Consider the following 23,084-nt stretch of genomic DNA (forward strand, 5'->3'; position numbering starts at 1 on the left):
CCCCGTTCATGCCCAAAGCGCGCCCCTTGCACAAGCGTCGCCGGCCGGGCGTGGCGCGGTGCCGATGGCCGCCCGGTGATTTCGTTCGCAAAGCAAGCTTTTGTGCGCTATACCTCCATGAACGTGCGCTCCGGACCACAAGATCGGCGCGTCTGTGTCCGGTGCGGCTCACTGTCCACGACATCGGCACAATGGAGGACGGGCAGTGTGGCAAGGTACGTACTGATCTATGGGTTACGATAGGGGACGCCGGCGCGGCCGAGACAAGCGCGACGGTTTCGGTGAAGATGGCTTCGATCCGTTTGGCGGCGGGATGGACGGTTTTCCGCCCCCGCGCGACTTCGGCGACCGCGGCGGCGACCGTTTCGGCGGTGGTGACCGCTACGGCGGCGGCGGTGGCGGCGATCGCTACGGCGGTGGCGGCGGCGGCGGCCCGCGCGGCGGTGGCGGCGGCTTCGGCGGCGGCCCGCGTGGCGGCGGTGGTGGCGGTGGCGGCGGCTTCAGCCGCATGCCCGCCCAGATCGTCGGCACCGGCAAGGGCACGGTGAAGTTCTTCAACAGCCAGAAGGGCTTCGGCTTCATCCAGCAGGAAGGCGGCGGCGAGGATGTGTTCGTTCACATCTCCGCGGTCGAGCGTGCCGGCCTCGAAGGTCTCGCCGAGGGGCAGGAGCTCCAGTACAACCTCGTGGATCGCGGCGGCAAGGTGTCGGCGCAGGACCTCCAGATCGTCGGCGACGTGATTGCCGTGGCGGCCAAGCCCGCCGCGCCGCAGCGCGAGCTGACCGGCGAGCGCGCCAAGGGGACGGTCAAGTTCTTCAACGCGATGAAGGGCTTCGGCTTCCTCGTGCGCGATGACGGCCAGCCGGACGCCTTCGTCCACATCAGCGCGGTCGAGCGTTCGGGCCTTTCGGGCATCAACGAGGGCGAACGCTACGAATTCGATCTCGAAGTCGATCGACGCGGAAAATACTCCGCCGTCAATCTGGCACCGATCGAAGGCTGACCCGGCCGCAACCCGCTCCCCGCGGTTTGACCAGGGGGAGCCGGAAGATTAAACGGAATGCAGATGGCGGCTCTGGTTCAGGGCCGCCATTTGCGTTTCAGACCCGCGATTCTCAATCTCAGGAAACAGCATCATGTCGATCACTCCGCTCATGCCCGTCTATCCGCGTTGCGGTGTCCGGCCGGTGCGCGGCGAGCACTGCCATCTCATCGACGAGGACGGCACCCGCTACCTCGATTTCGCGAGCGGCATCGCGGTCAACCTGCTCGGCCATTCGCATGAAGGGCTGATCGGCGCGATCCAGCAGCAGGCCGCGACGCTGATGCACGTCTCGAACCTCTACGGCAGCCCGCAGGGGGAGAAGCTGGCGCAGATGCTGGTCGACACCACCTTCGGCGACACGGTGTTCTTCACCAATTCGGGGGCCGAGGCGGTCGAGTGCGCGATCAAGACCGCGCGCGCCTATCACCAGAACGCGGGCGATGCGGGCAACCCGGACCGCTACGAGCTGATCACCTTCCACAACGCCTTCCACGGCCGGACGATGGCGACCATCAGCGCCTCGAACCAGACCAAGATGCACCACGGCTTCTCGCCGCTGCTCGACGGGTTCAAGTATGCCCCCTTCGACGATCTGGAAGCGGCCAAGGCCCTCATCGGCCCGCATACGGCGGGTTTCCTCGTCGAGCCGATCCAGGGCGAAGGCGGCATCCGCCCCGCCTCGCAGGAATTCATGCAGGGCCTGCGCGCGCTCGCCGACGAGCATGACCTGATGCTGGTGCTCGACGAGGTGCAGTGCGGCGTCGCGCGCACGGGCAAGCTCTATGCCTACGAGCATTACGGGATCACCCCCGACATCATGGCGACCGCCAAGGGCATCGGTGGCGGCTTTCCGCTCGGCGCCTGCATCGCCACCGAGAAGGCCGCGCGCGGCATGACCTTCGGCACCCACGGATCGACTTATGGCGGCAACCCGCTGGCGATGGCGGCGGGGACGGCGGTGATGGAGGCCGTGGCGAACGAGGCCTTCCTCACCGAAGTCGCCGAAAAGGGCGAGCGCCTGCGCGCGCGGCTCGAACAGTTCATCGGCAACTATCCCGAGCTGTTCGAGCTGGTGCGGGGCAAGGGCCTGATGCTCGGCCTCAAGATGAAGATGGAGAGCCGCCCCTTCTACGTGCACCTGCGCGACAACCACCAGCTGCTGACCGTGGCGGCGGGCGACAACACCATCCGCATCATCCCGCCGCTGGTGATCGGCGATGCGGAGATCGACGAGTTCTTCGACAAGCTTTCCGCCGGTGCGGCGAGCTTCAAGGTGCCGGAACCGGCATGAGCGGCGCAGGGGGGCACTATCGCCACTTCCTCGACCTCGGCGATGCCGGGGGCGATGCGATCGCGGCCATGTTGGGCGACGCGCTGGACCGCAAGGCGGCGCGTTCCGGGTTGCCGAAGGGCGCACCCGATGCCGATGCGCCGCTCGCGGGCCGCGTGCTGGCGCTGGTGTTCGAGAAGAACTCGACCCGCACCCGAGTCAGCTTCGACATCGCGATGCGCCAGCTGGGCGGCACGGTGCTGCTGCTCGATTCGGCTTCGAGCCAGCTGGGACGGGGAGAGAGCATCGCCGACACCGCCCGCGTGCTCAGCCGGATGGTCGACGGCATCATGCTGCGCACCGACGATCACGCCAAGATCGAGGAAATGGCCGCCCACGCGACGGTGCCGGTGATCAACGGCCTCACCGACATGTCGCACCCCTGCCAGATCGTCGCCGACCTGCTGACGGTGATCGAGCACGGCAAGGCGCTCCCCGGGCTGGAAGTCGCGTGGTTCGGAGACGGCAACAACGTGCTGCACTCGATCCTCGAGGCGGCGGGGCTGATGAAGTTCAATGTCCGCGTCGCGACTCCTGCGGGCTACGAACCCGATCCGGCCTTCGTCGCACTCGCGCGCGAACGCGGGGCGGTGGTGACGCTGACGCAGGATGCCGAGGCCGCCGCGCGCGGGGCCGACGTGATCGTCACCGACACCTGGATCTCGATGGGGCAGGCCCACGCCGAGGCGAAGCTCGCGGCGATGGCGCCCTATCAGGTCAATGCCGACTTGATGGCGCTGGCCAGGCCCGACGCGGTGTTCCTCCACTGCCTCCCCGCCCATGTCGGCGAGGAAGTGGCCGGGGACGTGTTCGAAGGCCCGCAGTCGGTGGTGTTCGACGAGGCGGAGAACCGCATCCACGCGCAGAAATCCGTCTTGTTGTGGAGTTTCGGGCTGCTTGGCGACTGAGCGCGATCAAGCGGGGTCTTTCGCCTGACACGAAGCATCCCCATATGGCGCGTCATGGCTGACACGACGACCGATATTGCCGAGACCTTCGCCGACACGCTGATGGGCTTCACCCTGCCGGGGCGCAATGCGCGCGGGCGGATCGTGCGGATGGACAGGGTGCTGGAGCAGGTGCTCTCGGCCCATGACTATCCCGCGCCGATCACGCATCTGCTGGGCGAGGCGCTGGTGCTGGGCGCGCTGATGGGCGGGCTGCTCAAGGGCGAAGAGGCGCAGATGACCATGCAGGCCCAGACCCGTGGCGGGATCGTGAGCCTGCTGGTGTGCGACTATCGCGCCGGCGCGGTGCGCGGCTATGCCGAGTTCGATGGCGAGCGGCTGGCCGCACTGGGCGCGAACCCGAGCCTTCCGGCGCTGTTCGGGGAAGGCTATCTCGCGATCACCTTCGAGACCGAGGGGCGCCAGCGTTATCAGGGGATCGTCCCGCTCGAGGGCGACAGCCTCGCCGAGGCGTGCGAGAGCTATTTCGGCCAGTCGGAACAGATCCCGACGCTGATCCGGGTCGCCAGCCGTGCAGGCGCTGGCGGGCGGGCGGCGGCGGGCCTGCTGGTCCAGCACCTGCCCGACGGCGAGGAAGGGCGTGAACGGCTCCACGTGCGGATGGATCATCCCGACTGGGAACACGTCGCCGTGATGGCGGGCTCGATCAGCCACGACGAGCTGCTCGATCCGGACCTGTCGCTCGAGGCGATCGCCTGGCGACTGTTTCACGAGGAGGAGGAAGTGCGGGTGCTGCCCGGCGCGGCGCTTTCGCGCGGATGCCGCTGCACCGCAGCGCATTACGAGGCGATCATCGCCCGCTTCCCGCCCGAGGAACAGGAGGACATGCGCGGCCCCGACGGCGTGATCGCGGTCGATTGCGCCTTCTGCTCGAAGACCTTCGCCCTCGCGATCTGAACCTTCGTCGAAAAGGCCGGGCATTTTCGTGCCGGCAGGCCAATTTTTGCAATTCGCAGCTGCCGAAAGCTGGCAAGAGGAACGGGATGACCGACGCAAACACAACCCGGATGCGCAGGCTGGCGCCGTGGGGCCTCGCGGCTGCCGGCGCGGCGCTGTGCCTCGCCGTGCCTGTGCTCGCGCAGGGTGCCGGGCTCGCCATGCTCGGCACGCTGACCAAGGGCGAATGGACGATCAAGCAGCGCGGCGGCGCGGCGGACCGGAAGATCTGCCTCAAGTCCGGGGCCGAGCTGATTCAACTGATGCACCGCGAGAGCGGGTGCAGCCGTTTCGTGGTCGAGGACGGCGCGGCGCGGGTGACGGTGCAGTACACCTGCCCCGGCAACGGCTATGGCCGCACCAGCATCCGCCGCGAGACGGGCGCGCTCGTGCAGCTCGAAAGCCAGGGCATCCACGACGGGATGCCGTTCCAGATGACCGCCGAGGCCCGCCGCACCGGACCGTGCTGAGGCGGCTCCATTGCCTTTGCCCGCCGCCGTGTTAGGGCCGCGCGCATGAGTGAACCAGGACAAACCAAGCCGCTGGCCGTGGTGCTGCTGTCGGGCGGGCTGGATTCGATGGTGACGGCGGCGCTCGCGCAGGAAGCGGGCTTTGCCGTCCACGCGCTGACGGTCGATTACGGACAGCGCCACAAGCTCGAGCTGCAATCCGCCGCGCGCATCGCCGGGCAGCTGGGCCTTGCCCGTCACACCCAGATCGCGCTCGACCTGCGTGCCTTCGGGGGCTCGGCGCTCACCGATGCGATCGATGTGCCCAAGGGCGGGGTGGGGGACGACATCCCGGTGACCTATGTGCCGGCGCGCAACCTCGTGTTCCTTGCGCTGACCACCGCCTGCGCCGAGGCGGCGGGGGCGCGCGACGTGTTCATCGGGGTCAATGCGCTGGACTATTCGGGCTATCCCGATTGCCGGCCGGAGTTCATCGCCAGTTTCGCCGAGACCGCGCGGCTCGGCACCAAGGCGGGGGTGGAGGGCGCACCCTTCACGATCCACGCACCGCTCCAGCACATGACCAAGGCCGATATCGCCCGCGAATGCGCGCGGCTGGGGCTCGATCCGGCGTGGAGCTGGTCGTGCTACGACCCGACGCCCGAGGGACGCGCCTGCGGGCTGTGCGATTCCTGCCGGCTGCGGAAAAAGGGTTTTGCCGAGGCGGGGATTGTCGATAGCACCGCCTACAACGTCTGACACGGCGCGGCCCGTCCGGGCCATGGGATTATCCGAGAGAGGGGATCAGCATTGACCGAGGACACGACGGCTGCCGCCAGCCGCAGCGAACAACCTGCATCCGCCTACAGCTGGTATGTGCTGGGCGTTCTGGTGGTGGTCTACATCCTCAACTTCATCGACCGGCAGATCCTCTCGATCCTCGCCGTCGACATCAAGCGTCACCTCGAGCTGACCGACGGGCAGCTGGGCTTTCTCGGAGGTGCGGCCTTCGCGGTCTTCTACGCGCTGTTCGGGGTGCCGCTCGGCAGGCTGGCGGATCGCTGGCACCGGGTGCGGTTGCTGACCATCGGCCTGGTGCTGTGGTCGACGATGACCGCGCTTTCGGGGTTGGCGCGCAATTACCTGACGCTGTCGCTCGCCCGCATGGGTGTGGGCGTAGGCGAGGCGACCGCCAGCCCGACGGCCTATTCGCTGATCTCCGACTATTTCCCTTCGCGCCAGCGGGCAACCGCGCTCGCGATCTATTCCTCGGGCCTGTATCTCGGGGGAGGGGTGTCGCTGCTGATCGGCGCGAAGATCTCGCAGCTGTGGGACGCAGCCTATCCGGGCGGCGGTCTGGCGGGGCTGGTCGGGTGGCAGGCGGCGTTCATCGCCGTGGGCGTGCCGGGGCTGCTGCTGGCCGTGTGGGTGGCCTCGCTGCGCGAGCCTGTGCGTGCGCCGGATGCGGGCCGGAAGGAGGGGCGGCACCCGCTGGCGGACTTCTTCGTCGACCTGTCGATGCTGCTGCCGCCGCTCACCTTCTACCACGCGATGCAGCGCGGACCGAAGGCGCTGGTCGTCAACATCGCCATGGCGGCCGCGATGACCGTCCTTGCGCTGGTGATGATCGAGCTGACGGGCAACCTGCCGCAATGGTCGGCAATCGCCTTCGGCTACTATGCGGTGTTCTCTTGGGCGGCGACGCTGCGCCGACATGATCCGGCGACGTTCAGCCTGATCTGGGGAACGCCGGCCTTCATCTGCACCGCGCTCGGCTACGGGCTGGTGTCGCTCGGCGCCTATGCGCTGGCCTTCTGGGCGGCGCCCTATGCCGAGACCGTGCTCGCGCTGCCGAAGGCCGAACTGGCCCTCGTGCTCGGAGGCAACGGCGCCGTGTCGGGCTTTCTGGGGGTGATCCTCGGCGGGCGCATGTCCGACTGGCTGCGCGCCCGCAATCCTTCGGGGCGGATCCTCGTGATCATGTTCGGCATTCTCGCCCCGGTGATCCCGATCTGGGTCGGTTTCACCACCGAGAGTGCGCTGGTGTTCTACGTGATGAACTTCCTGGCCGGGATGTTTGCCGCGACCGCGCTGGGCGCAGCTGCCGCCACGACGCAGGATCTCGTCCTGCCGCATATGCGGGGCACGGCCACGGCGTCATTCTTCCTGGCGACGACGCTCGTCGGGCTGGGGCTCGGGCCCTACATGGTCGGCCAGATTTCGGAGCTGAGCGGGAGCATGCGGATCGGGGTGCTGTCGCTGATCGGCGTGGCACCGATTTCGCTGGCGCTGCTGATCTGGGCCTATCGCGCCCTGCCCAGGGCCGAGGCGACCATCGCCGAGCGCGCCGCGGCAGCTGCGGCGGCCTAGTCAACGCGGCGTTCCACACGCACGAGAAAGCGCGCCGCAGCTCGGGACTGACCCGTGCTGCGGCGCGCTCTTCCGTTTCATGCTGTTGTGCGCCCATCGGCCGATGGGGATGGGCTATAGGCGGCGGCCGCAAGCAAGGTTGGGACACGCGCTCCCGTGCCCGACCATGCTCCGGCCAAAAAAAAGGGGCCGGATTTCTCCGGCCCCTCTTTCTGTAGCCTCGAAGGCTGGGCTTACATGCCCGAGCCCGGACCGTAGGTCACTTCCACGCGACGGTTCTGCGCTTCGCGCACGCCGTCGGCGGTCGGGACCCGCGGCTTGGTTTCACCGAAGGCCTGCCCGGTGATGCGGGCAGCCGGGATACCGCGGCCGGTCAGGTAGTTGCGAACCGAGGTGTTGCGACGCTCGGCCAGCCCTTCGTTGTACTTCGCGCTGCCCGCACGGTCGGTGTGACCGGCCAGCATGACGCTCGCGGTGCCGCAGTTCGCATAGGCGGTGACGGCGCTGTTGAGGATGCCGGCGGCTTCCGACGTGATGTCCGACTTGTCGAAGTCGAAGAACACGATGTACGGGCCCGTGTTGCACGGCGCCTGCGGCGGCGGCGGGGGCGGCGGGGGAGGCGGCGGCGGCGGAGGCGGCGGCGGCGGGGGCGGCGGGGGCGGCGGCGGAGCCGGCTCTTCACCACCGAAGTTGTAGGTGATGGTGCCGAGGACCGAGTGGCTGGTCAGCTTCGTGTCCAGCGCGCGGCCGAACGGATCGACGATGCCGATGTCCGGCACGTTGAAGTAGCGATACTTCAGGCCGACGTCCCACGAGTCGCTGAGCGGAGCGCGGATGCCCGCGAGCAGCTGCCATGCCAGGCCGGTGTCCGAATCGTTCCAGACGCCCGGGCCGTTGGCGTTCACGCGGCCATCCATGTCCACGCGGGCCACACCGATACCACCGCCGGCGAAGGCCTGCAGGCCATCGTCCGGACCGAAGTCGAACAGGCCGTTGAGCATGAAGCTCAGCGCGTTCACTTCACCGAGCGCCTCGCGGGTGCCGTTGAAGCGGCTGAAGCTGCCGCCCGGGATGGGGTTGAGAGCGAGGCCCTGGTTGCCGGCCGTCACGTCTTCCAGATCGGCTGCACGGTAGCTGGCTTCGGCTTCGAGGCGGAACGCGCCGAAGTCGTAGCCGACGATACCGCCGAAATCGTAGCCGGTGTCGTAATTGGCGGCGGCATTGTCCGGCGCGCCGTTGACGTCGAGGCTCTGATCTTCGACGAGCATCACGCCGCCATCGCCCTGAATGTACCACTGGCCATCACGGGCCATGGCAGGCGTGGTCAGCGCGGTCGAAGCCATCGCCACCCCAATGACGAGTTTGCGCATTTCCAAATTTCCCCTTTGCGTTAGACTTGAGGCACCGGTCGTCTCTATCTTTTCCCCTGACGGGAGGCAAGCGATCAATGCCGTTTCGGTGTTGCAAGAATGTCGCGCTAAAGCGGCGCTTCTGAAAATACTTGTACGAAATGGGCGTGTTTCCGCCATTTCTCCGGATCAGGGTGTGGCGGGTCCGAGTATCCCTATTGCCATCAGGGCCTGAATCAGGACCGCCAGCGCGGACCGCGCCTGCGCGTCCACGACCGCACCGCCTGAGGGCATGGCCGGGGCTGTCGCGACCTCCCATTGCGATCGAAACATGATCATCCGGCCGGCGTGGCGATCGAACAGGAGCATGCCGTCCGCCGGCTCGACGAAGTGCCAGTCACCACCGATCCGGACCGCGATCCTGTCTTCGCGACCGGCCCAGGCGCCCGTGGCCGGCGCGGTCACCCGATAGCTTTCGCCCTCCGTAGCGGCGGCCGGTGGCGACGGCCGCGAGGCGACGACCGCGCGGGCTTGCAGGGAGTCCAGCAGGCAGAGCGCCTGATTGACGAAGAACTCCTTCTGCGCCTGACCGGCGAGCGTGGCTGTGCTGGGGGCCGCGCAGGCTTTCCGGCTCGGCCGCCGAGAACAGCTGCGCCTGCGCCCCGCTGCGGAAGCGGATACGGTGGAGCGAGGGTTCGAACTGCGGCTTGTGCCCCGGGCGACAGATCGCGAGCAGCCCGCTCTCGCCTTCCACCATCACCGCGCGGGCCTCGGCCAGCGAGGAGGATACCAGCGCGATCCGGGCGTCGGGATTGGCATCGGCGATCATCCGCACCCACTCGGCCCCCGAACGGGTCTTGCCGAAGCCGCGCCCCGCCATGATCATCCAGATGCGCCAGTCACCCTCGGGCGGGAGCTGGTTCTTGCGCGCGGTGTATTCCCACAGATAGGCGAAGCTGTTGCGCTCGTTCCGGTCCAGAGCCTCGGTGACCTGGCGGCGCAGCTTGTCCCCGTCTTCCGAAAAGTCGGAGATCATGTCGTCGAAGGGGCCGGTCATATGCGTCTGGCTTCCGCGGCGGCCCGCTGGCGGGCGATGCGCTTGCGGATGTCCTCGATCTTGCGGTCGATCGAGGCGCGCACCTCCGCGGCGCTGACATCCTGCACCTCGCTGGCCCCGCGCGCGGCCGCGTTGCGGTGGGCGGCCAGCAGGCGGATGGCGTTGGCGAAGTCGAACTTGCCGTCATCGGCGGTCCGCGCGTCGCCTTCGCGCAGGCGCCGGACGACATCCATTTCGAGGTGCAGATAGCCCTCGGCCAGTGCGTCGAGCCACTGGCGGGCGAATTCGGGTTCCTCGCGCCGCACCTTGTAGGCGCGGCTCACGCTGATCCCGGCCCTTTCCGCCGATGCCGTGACGTTCGAGCTTTCGGCGAGGTGATCGAGGAACAGGCGCCGCCAGTTGTTGTTGATGGGCCCGCTTTCCCCGACCTTCAGGGCGGGGCGGATGACGATGCGCTTGCCGGGCGGTTTGGCCATGGCGGATACTCCTCGACCGCAGACAACGAAAAGGCGGCGCTCCGGTCCGGAGGGCCGCCTTCTGGCGAATCGCAATTTTCCGATGATGCCTTCTGATAACCAGATAGCGTCACGATGTCAAGAAAAATAACCGATACGGTTAAACTGAGGGTGCGGCGCGCGGCGATTCCGCGTGGACGCCGGAGCCGGCAGCTGCGGTTGCCCCATTGACCACAAACAGGAATGTGCGATTTTTCGAACGCCCCCTTCCTGTCATGTCAACGAAAGGAGAGGTGATGACAGATCGCGCGTTCCTGGCCCAGATGGCAGGCTACGGCCTGTCGACGGTCGAGATCCACTACTGGATGCCCGATCACCGCAACCTGCTGCAGCAGTTCGTGATGCAGCAATATGACGTCGCGCCCCAGTTTCCCGAGCTCGACCGCTTCCTCGCCTTCTGGCGGCGCGAGATCGACGCGGTGCTGCATTCGGTGCGGGTGGCGCACAAGCACCTGATCGGCCCGCAGGAATGGCGCGCCGTCGACGGGATCATTTCGATCCACTGAACCGAAAGGGCGGGCCGATCGCCGCCCCGCGCCGGACCTCAGATAATCCCGATCGCCTTGCCGGCACGTTCGAACATGCCGAGAATGGTCTGCACCTGTTCGGCGGAATGCTCCGCGCACAGCGAGCAGCGCAGCAGGGTCATCCCCGCCGGGGTCGCCGGGGGACGGGCCAGATTGACGTAGAGACCCTCCTTGAGCAGCGCCTCCCACATCATCGCGCCGCGTTCCAGATCGGGCATGATGACGGCGATGATCGCGCTTTGCGGCTCGTCGGTGCCGAGCTTGAAGCCGAGATCGCGCAGGCCCTTGTGGAGCGTGCGGCTGTTCTCCCACAGATGCGCGCGCTTGTTGCCGCCGTGCATCAGCTTGCGGATCGAGGTGGCCGAGCTCGCCATCACGCTCGGCGGCAGGGCGGCGGTGAAGACATAGGGACGGCAGACCAGCCGCAGCACCTCGAACTTGGGGTGGTTCGAGACACAGAAGCCGCCGACCGTGCCGACGCTCTTGGAGAAGGTGCCGATGATGAAATCGACCTGGTCGAGCACGCCCTGCTCTTCGGCGACGCCGCGGCCGTGCTCGCCGATGAAGCCCATCGAATGCGCCTCGTCGACCAGCACCATTGCCCCGTGGGCCTTGGCGATGCGGACCATCTCCTTGAGCGGGGCGACGTCGCCCATCATCGAATAGACGCCTTCCAGCACGACCAGCTTGCCCGCGCCCTCGGGGATGCGCTTCAGGCGCTTTTCCAGCGCCTCGACGTCGTTGTGCTTGAACGGCACGACCTCGGCCTTGCCCATCGCGCAGCCATCATAGATCGAGGCGTGGCTGTCGATGTCGAGGATGATGTAGTCGCCCTTGCCCGCCAGCGTCGAGATGATCCCGAGATTGGCCTGATAGCCGGTCGAGAAGACCATCGCGTGGTCCATGTCGTAGAATTCGCGCAGGGCGGCCTCGACATCGCGGTGGTCGCGGAAGGTGCCGTTGAGGACGCGGCTTCCGGTCGTGCCGGCGCCGAAATCCTCCATCGCCTGCTTGCCCGCCGCGATGACGTCATCGTCGAAGGTCATGCCCATGTAGTTGTAGGTGCCGAGCAGGATCGTGTCGCGCCCGTTGCATATCGCTTGCGTGGGCGAGAGCACCTTTTCCATGACGAGGTTGAACGGATCCTCCACCCCTGCGGCAAGCAGCGCCTCGCGGGTCTGGATGATGGGATCGAACTTGGCGAGCAGATCGACCGGCTCGGTCTGGGCAAGGGTCTCGTTCATAGCGGTTGCCATTATCAGCTATCCTGCAGCTTGTGGACTGCCGCCACCAGTTGGCCCCAGTTTTCGATCTCGGCCTGCTGGTTCATGCTGATGATGATGTCGAACTCGTCCTCGATCGCGGCGACGAAATCCATCACCGTGAGGCTGTCGAATTCGAGATCGCCGGCAAAGGTGGTCGCGTCCTCGATGGCGATGCCCTTCTTGTTGAAGGGCTCGACGAGATTGCGGATGGCGGCATCGACGTCTGCGGGGGTCATGGCGGGTCTGCTTTCTTCGGATCGGTTGTCGCGCGGGACTTAGCCCGGTATTACGGCTGCAAAGCGGCGGATGATGCAGCTTGTCAAGTTTTCGCCGCGCCCATCCGGGATGCGGCAGCCGATCCGGGGGGATGATGGCTGAAGAACCCGTGCAGTCCGAAACGCCCAAGGCCGCGCCTTCGCTGCCTTCGCCCTCGGGCTATTCCAACCATGCGATCCATCTGGTGCGTACCGCGCAGCAGATCAACCTCGCCCTGAGCCAGATGGCCGACCAGAAGGCCTCGATCCTGATGGGGGCGACCTTTCTCGTCTTCACCATCGCGGTCGGACAGGCGCGGGGCGGGACGCTGCCCGTCTCGCTTGCCGTCCTCGCCCTGTTCGCCTTCATCTCGGCGATGTGCGCGGTGTTCGCGGTGCTGCCTTCGGTGAGCAGTCCGGCCTCGGCCAAGCTCAATGACGGCGTGCCCAACAAGCTGTTTTTCGGTTACTTCACCCACATGGACGAGCGCGAATGGGCCGAGAGTATCCTCGATGAACTCCATGCCGACGAAACCGTGTTCCGCACCATGCTGCACGACATCTACCAGAACGGGCAGGTGCTCCAGCGCAAGAAGTACAAGTACCTCGCCTATGCCTACAAGAGCTTCATGGCCGGGCTCGTGCTGACGGTGATCACCTTCGCACTGGAATATGCGGCGCCGATCGCCTGAGCGTCAGTTCTGCAACTTGATCCGGCAGTCGCTCTGGTCGGCCTCGCACTGCGCCGCATAGGCCGCGACCACGGCCCGCGGCACCCGCACTTGGAACGCGCCCGGGCCGAGGCTGTAAAGCCCTTGCAGATAGGCGCGGTCGAAATCCGTGAGCGCCTGAGGGGCCAGGTCCGGGCCATCGGCAAACAAGCTCAGCATCGAGGGCAGGCCGATGCCGCCGAAATCGATCTGGCGGCGGGGCATGCCGAGGATGTGGAGCACGGCATGATCAGCGATCTGCCCCAGCGTTGCGCCGCCGAGCTGGTTTGCATCATACATCACCACTGACAGGGTCTTTGGGCGGTAGGTCGACGAGGCGGTGCGGGACGCCGCAGTGCTCTGTGAGACGACGAGGCCGAGGTCGTTGAAGGTCACTCCTTGCGCATTGGCGGTGGCGAGCACGCTCCACCACACCACCGGCCGCTTGCCGCGCACCTCGCTCTCGATCCGGCGGGTGTGCACATCGCGTAAGGGCAGCACCCCGACGAGATCGAGCCGCTTGCTCACCAGCCGCTTGTACATCCTTTCAGGGTCATCGACCACGATTACCACTGCATTGGCCCGACATCCGGCACGTGGCTCTCCCAGGCCGAGTTCGAGCGAGGTGGCAAGGATGCGATCGGCCACGAAGCGGGCCTGATCCGGTTCCAGCCCTGCCACCTCGATGCACAGCGGCTGGAAAAAGCGCGGCATGGATTCGAAAACGCTCAGACGCTCGGTCATCTGCCGCAGGTTGTCCTTGAACACCTGGCGGGCCATCTCGCGCTGGCTGAGCACTTCGATCTCGGTGATGTCCTGTTCGGATCGGCCAGCCTGATCGTGGGCAGACAGCGCGGCGGGATGGGTCAGCACCGCCGCAGCAAGAGCAAGGATCCCGTGTGCTGCGGCGCGCATTCGAACCTCCCGTAATATGCTAATTTATGTAGATAATTTTAGCAGCGGAAGGCTGAATGGCCAATGAACTCCGGTCCCTGACCGCTCACACCAGGGCATTGACCGCGCTCATGAACGGTCCGATCGACACCGGCTTCGAGAGATAGCCCTCGGCCCCCGCCGCGCGGATGCGTTCCTCGTCGCCCTTGGCAGCGAAGGCTGTCACCGCCAGCACCGGGATCGCCGCCAGCCGCCGGTCGCGCTTGGCGGCCTCGATCAGGTCGACGCCCGAGACGCCGCCGAGCTGGATGTCCATGATGATGAGATCGGGAGAGACCGCGCGCGCCGTGTCCAGCACCTTATCGCCCTCGGCCACCGGTTCCACATCGAAGCCGTTGGCCCTGAGCACATCGCAGAACAATTTCCGGTTGAGGTCATTGTCCTCGACAACCATGATCCGCTTTGTCACTGAACGCCCCGTTTGCCACCCGTTCCGTCAGTTACCCGCAGCCGAAGGACAGGACAATCCCGCATCGTCCCCCATCCGAGCCCGCCAATCCCGAGATGCTGGCGCTCGCCGCGCTCGGCTGGGTGCTGGAATCCGAGGATCGTGCCGCGCGCTATCTTGAACTCACCGGTCTCGATCCCGATTCTCTGCGCACCGGTCTCGGCGATCCCGTGATCCTCGCCTCGGCGCTCGAATTTCTCGCCAACCACGAACCCGATCTGATCCGCGCGGCCGAGGCCCTTGCCGTCACGCCCGAGGAACTGGTCGCCGCCAAGGACGCTCTCACAGCATGACCCGCCCGCTCATCATCTCCGATTGCGACGAAGTGCTGCTGCACATGGTCGCGCCCTTCAAGGACTGGCTGGAGACGAGCCAGGGTGTCAGTTTCCACCTCGAAGGCCACAATTTCGCCGAGGCCCTGCGCTGGCAGGACAGCGGCGAACTGCTCGCCCCGCCCGATATCTGGAAGATGCTGCGGCTCTTCTTCGACAACGAGATGGACTCGCAGAAACCGATCGCCGGCGCGGTCGAAGGGATCAACACGCTGGCCGAAAAGGCCGACGTTGTGATCCTCACCAACCTCGTCGACCATCACCGCGATGCGCGGGCGCAGCAGCTCGCCAAGGTCGGGATCAATGCCCGGGTGTTCACCAATCAGGGCCCGAAGGGCCCGGCCCTGAAGGCGATCATCGACGAATATGCGCCCACCCGCGCCCTGTTCATCGACGACCTCGCCCAGCACCACGCCTCGGTGGCCGAGATCACGCCGCATGTCACGCGGCTGCACCTGTGCGGCGAGCCGATGATCGCCCACGCAATCGACTGCGCCCACAAGGCCGGCCACGCCCATTCGCGGATCGACCGCTGGGACGAGGCCCTGCCGTGGCTGATCGAACAACTGGAGGACTGAAACATGAGCTACACCGCACGCCTTGCCGAACTCGGCATCACCCTTCCCAAGGCCGCAGCGCCGGTCGCCAGCTACGTGCCCGTCGTGGTGCACGGCGGCATCGCCTACGTCTCGGGCCAGCTGCCCTTCGTGGATGGCGCAGTCGTGACGGGCCGGCTGGGCGATGATGTCGACGTCGAGGCCGGGAAGGCGGCGGCGCGCGCCTGCGGGCTGATGATCGTGGCCCAGCTCCAGGCCGCAGGCTTGCTTGACCAGGTCGAGCGGGTGGTGAAGCTCGGTGCCTTCATCAACTGCACTGCCGATTTCACCCAGCAGCCGGAAGTCGCCAATGGCGCCTCGGACCTGATGGAGCAGATCTTCGGCGGCGCCGGCCAGCACGCGCGGGCCGCCGTGGGTGTGCCCGCCCTGCCGCGCGGGGCGGCGGTGGAAGTCGATGCGATCGTCGCCTTGAAGGCATGACCGGTTGCCCCGCTCCGGACTGGTTGACCGCTTGGGAATATGCCCATCGCGGGCTGCACGGTGCGGGCGTGCCGGAAAACTCGCGTGGGGCCGCCGAGGGAGCGATCGCGGCGGGCATGGGCATCGAGTGTGATATCCAGATGAGCCGCGACAACGTGCCGCTCGTGTTCCACGACTGGGAGCTCGACCGGCTCACCCGGGAGCGCGGCAAGGTCGCGGCCCGCGCCGCCTACGATCTGTGCCGCATCCCCCTGCTCGAAACGCAGGAGACGATCTGGCGCCTGTCCGAACTGCTCGATCTGGTCGCCGGCCGGGTGCCGATCCTCGTCGAGGTCAAGGCCCAGCCGCATCTCGCGGTGCCCGAGCCCTGCATCGCCATTGCCAGGGTGCTGGCGGATTATACGGGGCCGCTGGCGGTGATGAGCTTCGATCTCAGGGTCGGCGAATGGTTCGCGAGGAACGCGCCGGATGTGGTGCGCGGTCTGGTCGTCACCGACACGCTCGATCACGGCTACCGCCATGCCTGGCGTGCGCCCCATGCGCTCGAGCGCGCACGTCCCGATTTCCTCGCCATTGACGTGCGGGACCTTCCCAATGCGCTTGCCAGCCTGTGGCGCGAGAGCGGCCGACCGCTGCTGACCTGGACGGTGCGCTCCCCCGAAACGCGCGAGCGGGGCCTTGCCCATGCCGATGCGCTGATCGCGGAAGGGGCGGGGCTGGCGTGAGTTCCCCGGAGCTGACGGTGCGCATCGCCGCCTCGGTCGGCGCGTTCGACGCGGCGGAGTGGAACGCGCTCGGCGGCAACGATAACCCTTTCGTCTCCAACGAATTCCTCACCGCGATGGAGGATTCGGGGAGCGTCGGCCCCGGTACCGGCTGGGAGCCCGCGCCGATCGCCATCACCGACGAGGCGGGGCGGCTGCTGGCCGCCATGCCCTCCTATGCCAAGGGGCACTCGCAAGGCGAATATGTGTTCGACCATAGCTGGGCCGATGCCTGGCACCGCGCGGGCGGGCGCTACTATCCGAAACTCCAGATCGCAGCGCCCTTCACCCCGGCCACGGGTCCGCGCCTGTTGCTGAGCGACGAGAGCCTCGCCCCGCATCTGCTCAAGGGCGCGGAGGCGGTGTGCCTCCAGAACAAGCTGTCCAGCGCCCACGCGACCTTCATCGATCCGGCCCAGCTCCCGCTGTTCGAACAGGCCGGCTGGATGCCGCGCGCCGATATCCAGTTCCACTGGTTCAACCGCAGCTATGTGAGCTTCGAGGATTTCCTCGGCGCGCTGTCCTCCCGCAAACGCAAGGACCTGCGCAAGGAGCGCGCCGCCGCGGTAGAGGGCCTGACGATCCGCCACCTCACCGGCAGCGACATCCGCGAGGAGCACTGGGACGCCTTCTGGACGTTCTATCAGGACACGGGAGCGCGCAAATGGGGTCGCCCCTACCTGACTCGCGAGGCCTTCAGCCTGCTGGGGGAGCGGATGGGCGAGCGGATCGTGCTGATCCTCGCCTATGACGGGGCGGAGGCGATTGCCGGGGCGCTCAATTTCGTCGGCAAGGATGCGCTCTACGGCAGGTATTGGGGCTGCACTCGCGAAGTGCGCTTCCTGCATTTCGAGCTGTGCTACTATCAGGCGATCGACGCCGCCATCGCGCGGGGTCTGGCGCGGGTCGAGGCAGGGGCGCAGGGCGGGCACAAGCTGGCGCGCGGCTACGAGCCGGTGCAGACCTGGTCCGCGCACTGGATCGCCGATCCGGGCCTGCGCGCCGCGATCGCCGATTTCCTCGAGCGCGAGCGCGCGGGGGTGGCGAGCGACCAGCTCTATCTCGGCGGCCGCACCCCCTTTCGCAAGGATCAGGCGGCGCGCTGACGGCCCTCGGCGAGCCACTGGCGCGCGCGGCGCTGGGCTTCGGCGATCTCGCGGGCGGTCATCTCTTCCGAGATATCGGCGCGGCAATGGGCGGCTTCCTCGTGGCCGCGTGCTGCGGCGAGGTTGAACCACTTGTGCGCCTCGATCAGATCGCAGGGCGCGCCGTTGCTGCCGGTCGAGAAAGCGATGCCAAGGTCATAGCAGGCCCCTGCCTCGCCGCATCCCGCCGCGGCCAGCCAGGCCCCGAGCTGGTTTTCGCCGGCATTCTCGCGGGAGAGGTTCGTCCCGATTGCGATGATGTTCATGTCTGGTCCCCGTTTTCACCGGATCGCCCCCCTCGGCGTCCGTCCGTGATCGGAGAAGTGCGGCAATTATGGTCAAAAATTAGTTAACGCGATTTGCGCCTTGGGCGCACGCGCTTTTGCCCCCGCCTCGCTGCCAAAGCCGCTTGTGCCCCTCGGGGGCCTTCCCTATAGGGCCCCCAGTGCTTTCCGCTTGCTGGGACCAAGTGAGCCGATGAAAATATTCAGGGCGTCAGGACGCGATGGTCTTCCCAGCGGCTCACGGGACGAGAGAGCTTGATGCCAACCACCGCGTCTGACGACATCGATATCCTCGAAAAGGCCAAGCGCCTGCTCGCACCGGACTATGTCCCGGGCGAGGACGAGGAATACATGAACGAGCGCCAGCAGGCCTATTTCCGGATGCTGCTGATCGAATGGAAGCGCTCGATCCATTCCGCCGCCGGGCAGACGCTGCAATCGCTCCAGGACGGACCGATCCGCGAGGCCGACCTCACCGACCGCGCCTCCAGCGAGACCGACTGGGGCATCGAACTGCGCACCCGCGATCGCCAGCGCAAGCTGGTCGCCAAGATCGACGCGGCGCTGCGGCGGATCGATTCCGGCGAATACGGCTATTGCGAGGTCACCGGCGATCCGATCGGCCTCAGGCGACTGATCGCCCGGCCCGTTGCGACCATGACGGTCGAGGCGCAGGAAGCCCACGAACGGCGCGAGAAGGTTTCGCGCGACGACTGATATCAACAAGGCGGCTGCGACCTGTGCCGCCTTGGGACGCCCTGCAACAAGCGGGATCTGCGAGGGCTTCGGTTTACTGCGCGTTAACCGCGAATGCCCCACCTACGGCATTGCAACGCCGCGCCGACGGGTCATCCATGGAGCGGCAACCAGTCGACTGATTTTCGTGCTGAGGAGGCGATCCGCACAATGACGGGGGTTGAGACACGCAGTGTCGCGCGCGACAGCCTTTTCCTGCTGGCCGACATCCGCATCGAGCAGGGCACCGAGGTGCACCGCGTCCGGGTGCGCAACCTGTCGGATGGCGGGATGATGGGCGAAGGGCACCTGCGCGTTCAGCGCGGGCATCGCGTGTCGGTCGAGCTGCGCAACATCGGCGCGGTCGGCGGCACGGTCGCATGGGTGCAGGACAACCGTTTCGGCGTCGCCTTCGACGAGGAAATCGATTCCCAGAAAGCCCGCCGCCCCCTCCAGGCCGCCGAGGATCCCGCTGCGGCCATCGCCCAGCCCTCGTGGGCCCATCGCGCCCCGCGCCCGCCCGAGCCGAGCCAGCTCCGCAAGATCTGAACGCATTCCGGGGAAGGCATCGCCCCGCCAAGCTGACCGCCCCGCAGCAACCTGCTAGACACGGGGCCCATGCGATTCTGGCTACCCCTGATTGCCGCGCTGGCGCTTTCCGCCTGCGGCCCCTCGAACGGCGGAGGGGCGGTCGAAGTGGCGATCATCGGTGCGCCGGACAGCCTCTACCAGGAAGGCGTCCGCCTTTCCCTTCCCGCCCAGCACATCCGCGGCGCGACCGTCGAAGGACTGGTCGCGCTCGACCAGGCCGGACAGGTCGTGCCCGCGATCGCCGAGCGCTGGATCGTCACCGAGGACGGCCTCAGCTACATTTTCCGCCTGCGTGACAGCACCTGGCCGGGCGGTGACGAGATCACCGCTGTCGAGGTGCGCCAGCAGCTGCGCGAGGCGCTCACGCGGGTGCGCGGCACCTCTCTGGCGCTCGATCTTGCCAAGGTGCGCGATATCCGCGCGATGACGGGCCGCGTGATCGAGGTCCGCCTGACCTCGCCCATGCCCGATTTCCTGCGTCTGCTGGCCCAGCCCGAGCTCGGCCTCGTCAAGAACGGCAGCGGCGCCGGGCCGATGGCGTTGTCGCGCGACGAGGCGGACGACACGGCACGCCTCACCGCCCTCCCGCCCGAATCCCGCGGCCTGCCCGCGCGCGAGGACTGGGAGGCCGTTGCCCGGCCCGTCGCGGTGCGGGCCCTGTCGGTCACCGACGCGGTCGGCGCCTTCTCCCGCGGGGATGTCGATCTGGTGCTGGGCGGCAGCATCGTCAACTTCCCCCAGGCCGAGGCCGGCCCGCTGTCGCGGGGGACGATCCAGGTCGATCCGGCCATCGGGCTGCTGGGGCTGACGGTGCGCCGCGAGACCGGCCTGCTCGCCGATCCGAAGCGGCGCGAGGCACTGTCGATGGCGATCGACCGGGCCGCGCTGATCCAGAGCTTCGGTCTCAACGGCTGGCGCCAGAGCAGCTGGATCGTCCCGCCCGCCTTCTTCGCCTCGGCCCCCTATCCGGAAGACCGCTGGGACGGCGCCTCGATCGACGAGCGCCGCGCCGCCGCCGCCGCCCGGATCCGCGCCTGGACCGCGGCCGGGAACGAGGCGGTGGTGCGCGTCGCGATGCCGCGCGGCCCCGGGGGCGACCTGCTCCTGCGCCAGCTTGCCGAGGCTTGGGGCACCATCGGTGTCACCACCCGCCGCGCCGCGCCCGGCGAGGCTGCCGATCTGGAGCTGCGCGACACGCTGGCGCGCTATTCCTCGCCGCGCTGGTTTCTGAACCAGTTCCATTGCAGCCTCGACGCGGGGCTGTGCGCGCCGCGGGCGGATGCGCTGGTGCGCGAGACCCTTGCCGAACGCGATCCGGCGCGCCGCGAGGAGCTGCTCGTCGAAGCCCATGCCGCGCTGGTCGAACGCGAGATCTACATTCCCCTGGGTGCGCCGGTGCGCTGGTCGCTGGTGCGCGGCTCGATCCGCAACTACCTGCCGAACCCCTGGGGTCTCCACCCCTTGTTCCCGCTTTCCCAGCCCACCACATAAAGGGCATGGACAAGACCATGCACCGCCGCCCCGAACCCATGAACTTCGCGCTGCCGACCGGAACCGACGCCGCGTCGGTGCGCGCCCGCGTGGTGATGATGGAGCGGCTGCTCGAACGCAGCTTCACCATTCCGGGCATCAACATGCCCGTCGGTCTCGATGCGCTCGTCGGCCTCGTGCCGGTGATCGGCGAGATCGTGACGGCGGCGATGGGGGCCTACATCGTGTGGGAGGCCAAGAACCTCGGCGTGCCCAGGTGGAAGCTGGCGCGGATGGGCGCGAACGTGCTGTTCGACACCGCGATCGGCGCGATCCCGCTGATCGGCGATGCCGCTGACCTCGTGTTCCGCTCCAACACCCGGAACCTGCGCATCCTCCTGAAGCACATCGACAGGCACCATCCCGAGACGCGGGTGATCGACCGGTAGTTTCCTCCGGCGCGCTCGCGCGCTAGGGACAGCGGCCATGAGCGCCGATGTCACCTATGCGAGCTATCTCGATCTCGACCGCATCCTTGCCGCGCAGCATCCTGCCTCGGAAGCGCATGACGAACTGCTGTTCATCATCGTGCACCAGGCGAGCGAGCTGTGGCTCAAGCTGTGCCTCCATGAACTGACGGCGGCGCGCGAATGCATCGAGGCCGACGACCTCAGGCCGGCCTTCAAGATGCTCGCGCGGGTGGCGCGGGCGCAGCAGCAGCTGATCCAGAGCTGGGACGTGCTCAGCACCATGACCCCGCATGATTACTCCGCGATCCGCCCGCACCTGGGCGCCTCGAGCGGGTTCCAGTCGGCGCAATACCGGATGATGGAATTCATGCTCGGCGGCCGCGACGGCAAGCACGTGCGCCTGCACAAGTCGAATGCCGACTGGGCCGACCGGCTGGAGGCGGAGCGCGGGCGGGCGAGCCTCTATGATGCGGCGATCCGTCTTTTGGCGCGGCGCGGCTTCGCCATCGACGCGGCCGTTCTCGAGCGCGACCCGGCGGCGGCCTACACGCCCGACGCCAGTGTCGAGGCGGCCTGGGCGGCGATCTACCGCGATCCCCAGCCGCATTGGGACCTCTACGAACTCGCCGAAAAGCTGGTCGATCTCGAATACCACTTCCAGCGCTGGCGCTTCGGGCATCTGAAGACGGTCGAGCGCATCATCGGCTTCAAGCGCGGCACGGGCGGCACCCCCGGCGTGCCCTATCTCGAAGGCGTGCTGAAGCAGGCCTTCTTCCCCGAGCTGCTGACCGTCCGGACCGCCATATGACCCCCGAACAGCGCGCCGCCGAATTCGACGCCGCCGATCCGCTGGCGGTCTATCGCGAGCGGTTCACGCTGCCCGAGGGCGTGATATATCTCGACGGCAATTCGTTGGGTGCCCTGCCCAAGGCGACGCCCGCGCGTTTGCAGGCGGTGATCGAAGCCGAGTGGGGCGAGGGCCTGATCCGTTCGTGGAACAGCGCGGGCTGGTTCGACATGGCGAGCCGCATCGGCGGCAAGATAGCGCCGCTGATCGGCGCGGCCCCGAACGAGGTGATCGCCTGCGATTCGACCAGCGTGAACCTGTTCAAGCTGATCGCGGCGGCGTTGGCGATGCGGCCCGGGCGCAAGGTGGTGCTCTCCGAACCCGGCAATTTCCCGACCGATCTCTACATGATCGCCGGGCTCGAGGCGCAGGGTCTCGCCGAGCGGCGTCTGGCGGAGCGCGGCAGGCTGGCCGGAGCGCTGGGCGAGGATGTCGCGCTGCTGCTGCTCACCCATGCGCATTACAAGACCGGCGCGCTCCACGACATGGCCGCCCTGACCCGCGCCGCGCATGAGGCGGGGGCGCTGGTGCTGTGGGACCTGTCGCACTCCACCGGCGCGCTTCCTGTGGACCTGCGCGCGGCGGGGGCGGATTTCGCGGTGGGGTGCGGCTACAAATACCTGTGCGGCGGCCCCGGCGCCCCCGCCTTCGCCTTCGTCGCCGAGCGGCACCAGGCGGACCTGCAACAGCCCCTGACCGGCTGGTTCGGCCACGCCGCGCCCTTCGCCTTCTCCGACGACTACGCCGGCGCGCCGGGGATCGAGCGGCTGCAATGCGGCACGCCCCCGGTGCTCGGCCTCGCGGCGCTGGAGGTGGGGGTGGATCTGGTCGCCGAGATCGGCGTCGCGCGGCTCTACGGCAAGTCGCAGGCCCTCTCCGAGTTCTTCCTCGAGTGCCTGATGGCGCACGGGGTGGACCTCGAACTGGTCAGCCCGCCCAAAAGCGGCGAGCGCGGCAGCCAGCTGTCGTTCCGCCACGCGCACGCCTACGCGATCTGCCAGGCGCTGATCGCGCGCGGGGTGATCGGCGATTTCCGCGCGCCCGACGTGCTGCGGCTGGGCTTCGCGCCCGCCTATCTCAGCTTCGCCGACATCGCCGCCGCCGCCCGCCATCTTGCCGAGGTGCTGGCGAGCGGCGAGTGGCAGCGGGCGGAGTTCAACGAGCGCGCGGCGGTGACCTGACGAATATCATTCGGCCCGCAGGGCCGCGAGCGCACGCGCGCGAGCCGCAGG

The 23,084-nt window shown here is 67.5% G+C and carries 28 protein-coding genes and 1 pseudogene; 20 read left to right on the plus strand and 9 right to left on the minus strand.

Translation table 11 applies throughout. The features are described 5' to 3' along the window. Positions 1–229 precede the first annotated feature (229 nt). From ACMX37_RS00990 to ACMX37_RS01020, 7 genes are all read left to right on the plus strand, one after another. Positions 230–1,003 carry a cold-shock protein gene (locus ACMX37_RS00990; RefSeq protein WP_483147111.1) on the plus strand — a complete coding sequence of 258 codons (774 nt, stop codon included), beginning with the start codon at positions 230–232 and terminating at the stop codon, positions 1,001–1,003. Positions 1,004–1,136: 133 nt separating this feature from the next. Continuing rightward, positions 1,137–2,336 carry an acetylornithine transaminase gene (locus tag ACMX37_RS00995; protein WP_483147112.1) on the plus strand — a complete coding sequence of 400 codons (1,200 nt, stop codon included), beginning with the start codon at positions 1,137–1,139 and terminating at the stop codon, positions 2,334–2,336. Continuing rightward, positions 2,333–3,283, plus strand: a complete 951-nt coding sequence (gene argF, locus ACMX37_RS01000; RefSeq protein WP_483147113.1) for an ornithine carbamoyltransferase — start codon at positions 2,333–2,335, stop codon at positions 3,281–3,283. Before ACMX37_RS00995 ends, argF begins: the two co-directional genes overlap by 4 nt. A 54-nt stretch (positions 3,284–3,337) precedes the next feature. Beyond that, the gene (gene hslO / locus ACMX37_RS01005; RefSeq protein ID WP_483147114.1) at positions 3,338–4,240 is read left to right on the plus strand and encodes an Hsp33 family molecular chaperone HslO; all 903 of its coding nucleotides are present in this window, start codon (positions 3,338–3,340) and stop codon (positions 4,238–4,240) included. 86 nt (positions 4,241–4,326) lie between these two features. After that, positions 4,327–4,749 carry a DUF3617 domain-containing protein gene (locus ACMX37_RS01010; RefSeq protein ID WP_483147115.1) on the plus strand — a complete coding sequence of 141 codons (423 nt, stop codon included), beginning with the start codon at positions 4,327–4,329 and terminating at the stop codon, positions 4,747–4,749. 45 nt (positions 4,750–4,794) lie between these two features. Further along, a complete protein-coding gene (gene queC / locus ACMX37_RS01015; RefSeq protein WP_483147116.1) occupies positions 4,795–5,487 on the plus strand; it encodes a 7-cyano-7-deazaguanine synthase QueC in 693 nt (230 codons plus the stop codon). Between the two features lie 51 nt (positions 5,488–5,538). After that, a complete protein-coding gene (locus ACMX37_RS01020; protein WP_483147117.1) occupies positions 5,539–7,098 on the plus strand; it encodes a spinster family MFS transporter in 1,560 nt (519 codons plus the stop codon). 233 nt (positions 7,099–7,331) lie between these two features. Here ACMX37_RS01020 and ACMX37_RS01025 read toward each other — a convergent pair whose 3' ends face one another. The 4 genes and pseudogenes from ACMX37_RS01025 to ACMX37_RS01040 form a co-directional block, all read right to left on the minus strand. Then, positions 7,332–8,468, minus strand: coding sequence for an OmpA family protein (locus tag ACMX37_RS01025; protein ID WP_483147118.1), 1,137 nt, complete (start codon positions 8,466–8,468; stop codon positions 7,332–7,334). A 168-nt stretch (positions 8,469–8,636) separates the two neighbouring features. Further along, positions 8,637–8,996 (minus strand): DUF2793 domain-containing protein, encoded by a 360-nt coding sequence (locus ACMX37_RS01030; RefSeq protein ID WP_483148435.1) that lies wholly within the window; start codon positions 8,994–8,996, stop codon positions 8,637–8,639. Positions 8,997–9,060: 64 nt separating this feature from the next. Continuing rightward, positions 9,061–9,504: pseudogene (locus ACMX37_RS01035) on the minus strand (terminase large subunit domain-containing protein); the annotation flags it as partial. After that, entirely contained in the window at positions 9,501–9,980 is a 480-nt protein-coding gene (locus ACMX37_RS01040) for a hypothetical protein (RefSeq protein WP_483147119.1), read from the minus strand. The pseudogene ACMX37_RS01035 and the gene ACMX37_RS01040, both read right to left, overlap by 4 nt. A gap of 275 nt (positions 9,981–10,255) precedes the next feature. On the opposite strand from ACMX37_RS01040, the gene ACMX37_RS01045 reads away from it, so the two are divergent. After that, positions 10,256–10,525 (plus strand): usg protein, encoded by a 270-nt coding sequence (locus tag ACMX37_RS01045; protein WP_483147120.1) that lies wholly within the window; start codon positions 10,256–10,258, stop codon positions 10,523–10,525. A gap of 38 nt (positions 10,526–10,563) precedes the next feature. Here ACMX37_RS01045 and spt read toward each other — a convergent pair whose 3' ends face one another. Together spt and ACMX37_RS01055 are read right to left on the minus strand one after the other, a co-directional pair. Next, positions 10,564–11,802, minus strand: a complete 1,239-nt coding sequence (spt, locus tag ACMX37_RS01050) for a serine palmitoyltransferase (protein ID WP_483147121.1) — start codon at positions 11,800–11,802, stop codon at positions 10,564–10,566. Positions 11,803–11,804: 2 nt separating this feature from the next. Further along, the gene (locus ACMX37_RS01055; protein ID WP_483147122.1) at positions 11,805–12,047 is read right to left on the minus strand and encodes an acyl carrier protein; all 243 of its coding nucleotides are present in this window, start codon (positions 12,045–12,047) and stop codon (positions 11,805–11,807) included. 134 nt (positions 12,048–12,181) lie between these two features. Here ACMX37_RS01055 and ACMX37_RS01060 point away from each other — a divergent pair, with 134 nt between their 5' ends. Next, positions 12,182–12,757: a Pycsar system effector family protein gene (locus tag ACMX37_RS01060; RefSeq protein ID WP_483147123.1), complete on the plus strand. Its 576-nt coding sequence runs from the start codon at positions 12,182–12,184 to the stop codon at positions 12,755–12,757. 3 nt (positions 12,758–12,760) lie between these two features. Here the strand turns inward: ACMX37_RS01060 and ACMX37_RS01065 are convergent, their stop codons facing one another. Next, positions 12,761–13,690, minus strand: a complete 930-nt coding sequence (locus ACMX37_RS01065) for a hypothetical protein (protein WP_483147124.1) — start codon at positions 13,688–13,690, stop codon at positions 12,761–12,763. 85 nt (positions 13,691–13,775) lie between these two features. Next, entirely contained in the window at positions 13,776–14,138 is a 363-nt protein-coding gene (locus ACMX37_RS01070; RefSeq protein WP_483147125.1) for a response regulator, read from the minus strand. Between the two features lie 95 nt (positions 14,139–14,233). On the opposite strand from ACMX37_RS01070, the gene ACMX37_RS01075 reads away from it, so the two are divergent. From ACMX37_RS01075 to ACMX37_RS01095, 5 genes are read left to right on the plus strand one after another with little or no spacing between them, the layout of a single operon-like run. Beyond that, a complete protein-coding gene (locus ACMX37_RS01075; RefSeq protein ID WP_088912681.1) occupies positions 14,234–14,470 on the plus strand; it encodes a DUF3572 family protein in 237 nt (78 codons plus the stop codon). Further along, positions 14,467–15,087 carry an HAD family hydrolase gene (locus ACMX37_RS01080; RefSeq protein ID WP_483147126.1) on the plus strand — a complete coding sequence of 207 codons (621 nt, stop codon included), beginning with the start codon at positions 14,467–14,469 and terminating at the stop codon, positions 15,085–15,087. The genes ACMX37_RS01075 and ACMX37_RS01080 overlap by 4 nt, the downstream gene beginning before the upstream one ends. Positions 15,088–15,090: 3 nt before the next feature. Further along, positions 15,091–15,546, plus strand: a complete 456-nt coding sequence (locus ACMX37_RS01085) for a RidA family protein (protein ID WP_483147127.1) — start codon at positions 15,091–15,093, stop codon at positions 15,544–15,546. 23 nt (positions 15,547–15,569) lie between these two features. After that, positions 15,570–16,271 (plus strand): glycerophosphodiester phosphodiesterase family protein, encoded by a 702-nt coding sequence (locus ACMX37_RS01090; protein ID WP_483147128.1) that lies wholly within the window; start codon positions 15,570–15,572, stop codon positions 16,269–16,271. Next, positions 16,268–17,416: a GNAT family N-acetyltransferase gene (locus ACMX37_RS01095; protein WP_483147129.1), complete on the plus strand. Its 1,149-nt coding sequence runs from the start codon at positions 16,268–16,270 to the stop codon at positions 17,414–17,416. The genes ACMX37_RS01090 and ACMX37_RS01095 overlap by 4 nt, the downstream gene beginning before the upstream one ends. Here ACMX37_RS01095 and ACMX37_RS01100 read toward each other — a convergent pair. Next, the gene (locus tag ACMX37_RS01100) at positions 17,401–17,721 is read right to left on the minus strand and encodes an SEL1-like repeat protein (RefSeq protein ID WP_483147130.1); all 321 of its coding nucleotides are present in this window, start codon (positions 17,719–17,721) and stop codon (positions 17,401–17,403) included. The two genes, ACMX37_RS01095 and ACMX37_RS01100, sit on opposite strands and share 16 nt — an antisense overlap. A gap of 276 nt (positions 17,722–17,997) precedes the next feature. Between ACMX37_RS01100 and dksA the strand changes: the two genes are divergently transcribed. The 6 genes from dksA (at position 17,998) to kynU (ending at position 23,033) form a co-directional block, all read left to right on the plus strand. Further along, complete coding sequence (gene dksA, locus ACMX37_RS01105) at positions 17,998–18,456, plus strand: RNA polymerase-binding protein DksA (RefSeq protein WP_088912675.1); 459 nt, start codon at positions 17,998–18,000, stop codon at positions 18,454–18,456. A gap of 189 nt (positions 18,457–18,645) precedes the next feature. Beyond that, complete coding sequence (locus tag ACMX37_RS01110) at positions 18,646–19,023, plus strand: PilZ domain-containing protein (RefSeq protein WP_483147131.1); 378 nt, start codon at positions 18,646–18,648, stop codon at positions 19,021–19,023. 69 nt (positions 19,024–19,092) lie between these two features. Beyond that, entirely contained in the window at positions 19,093–20,556 is a 1,464-nt protein-coding gene (locus ACMX37_RS01115) for an ABC transporter substrate-binding protein (RefSeq protein ID WP_483147132.1), read from the plus strand. Positions 20,557–20,561: 5 nt separating this feature from the next. Further along, a complete protein-coding gene (locus ACMX37_RS01120) occupies positions 20,562–20,984 on the plus strand; it encodes a DUF4112 domain-containing protein (RefSeq protein WP_483147133.1) in 423 nt (140 codons plus the stop codon). A gap of 37 nt (positions 20,985–21,021) precedes the next feature. Next, complete coding sequence (locus ACMX37_RS01125) at positions 21,022–21,813, plus strand: tryptophan 2,3-dioxygenase (protein ID WP_483147134.1); 792 nt, start codon at positions 21,022–21,024, stop codon at positions 21,811–21,813. Then, positions 21,810–23,033, plus strand: coding sequence for a kynureninase (kynU, locus tag ACMX37_RS01130; RefSeq protein ID WP_483147135.1), 1,224 nt, complete (start codon positions 21,810–21,812; stop codon positions 23,031–23,033). The genes ACMX37_RS01125 and kynU overlap by 4 nt, the downstream gene beginning before the upstream one ends. The last annotated feature ends 51 nt before the right edge of the window (positions 23,034–23,084 follow it).

The sequence above is a fragment of the Porphyrobacter sp. THAI-01a genome (assembly GCF_056868655.1).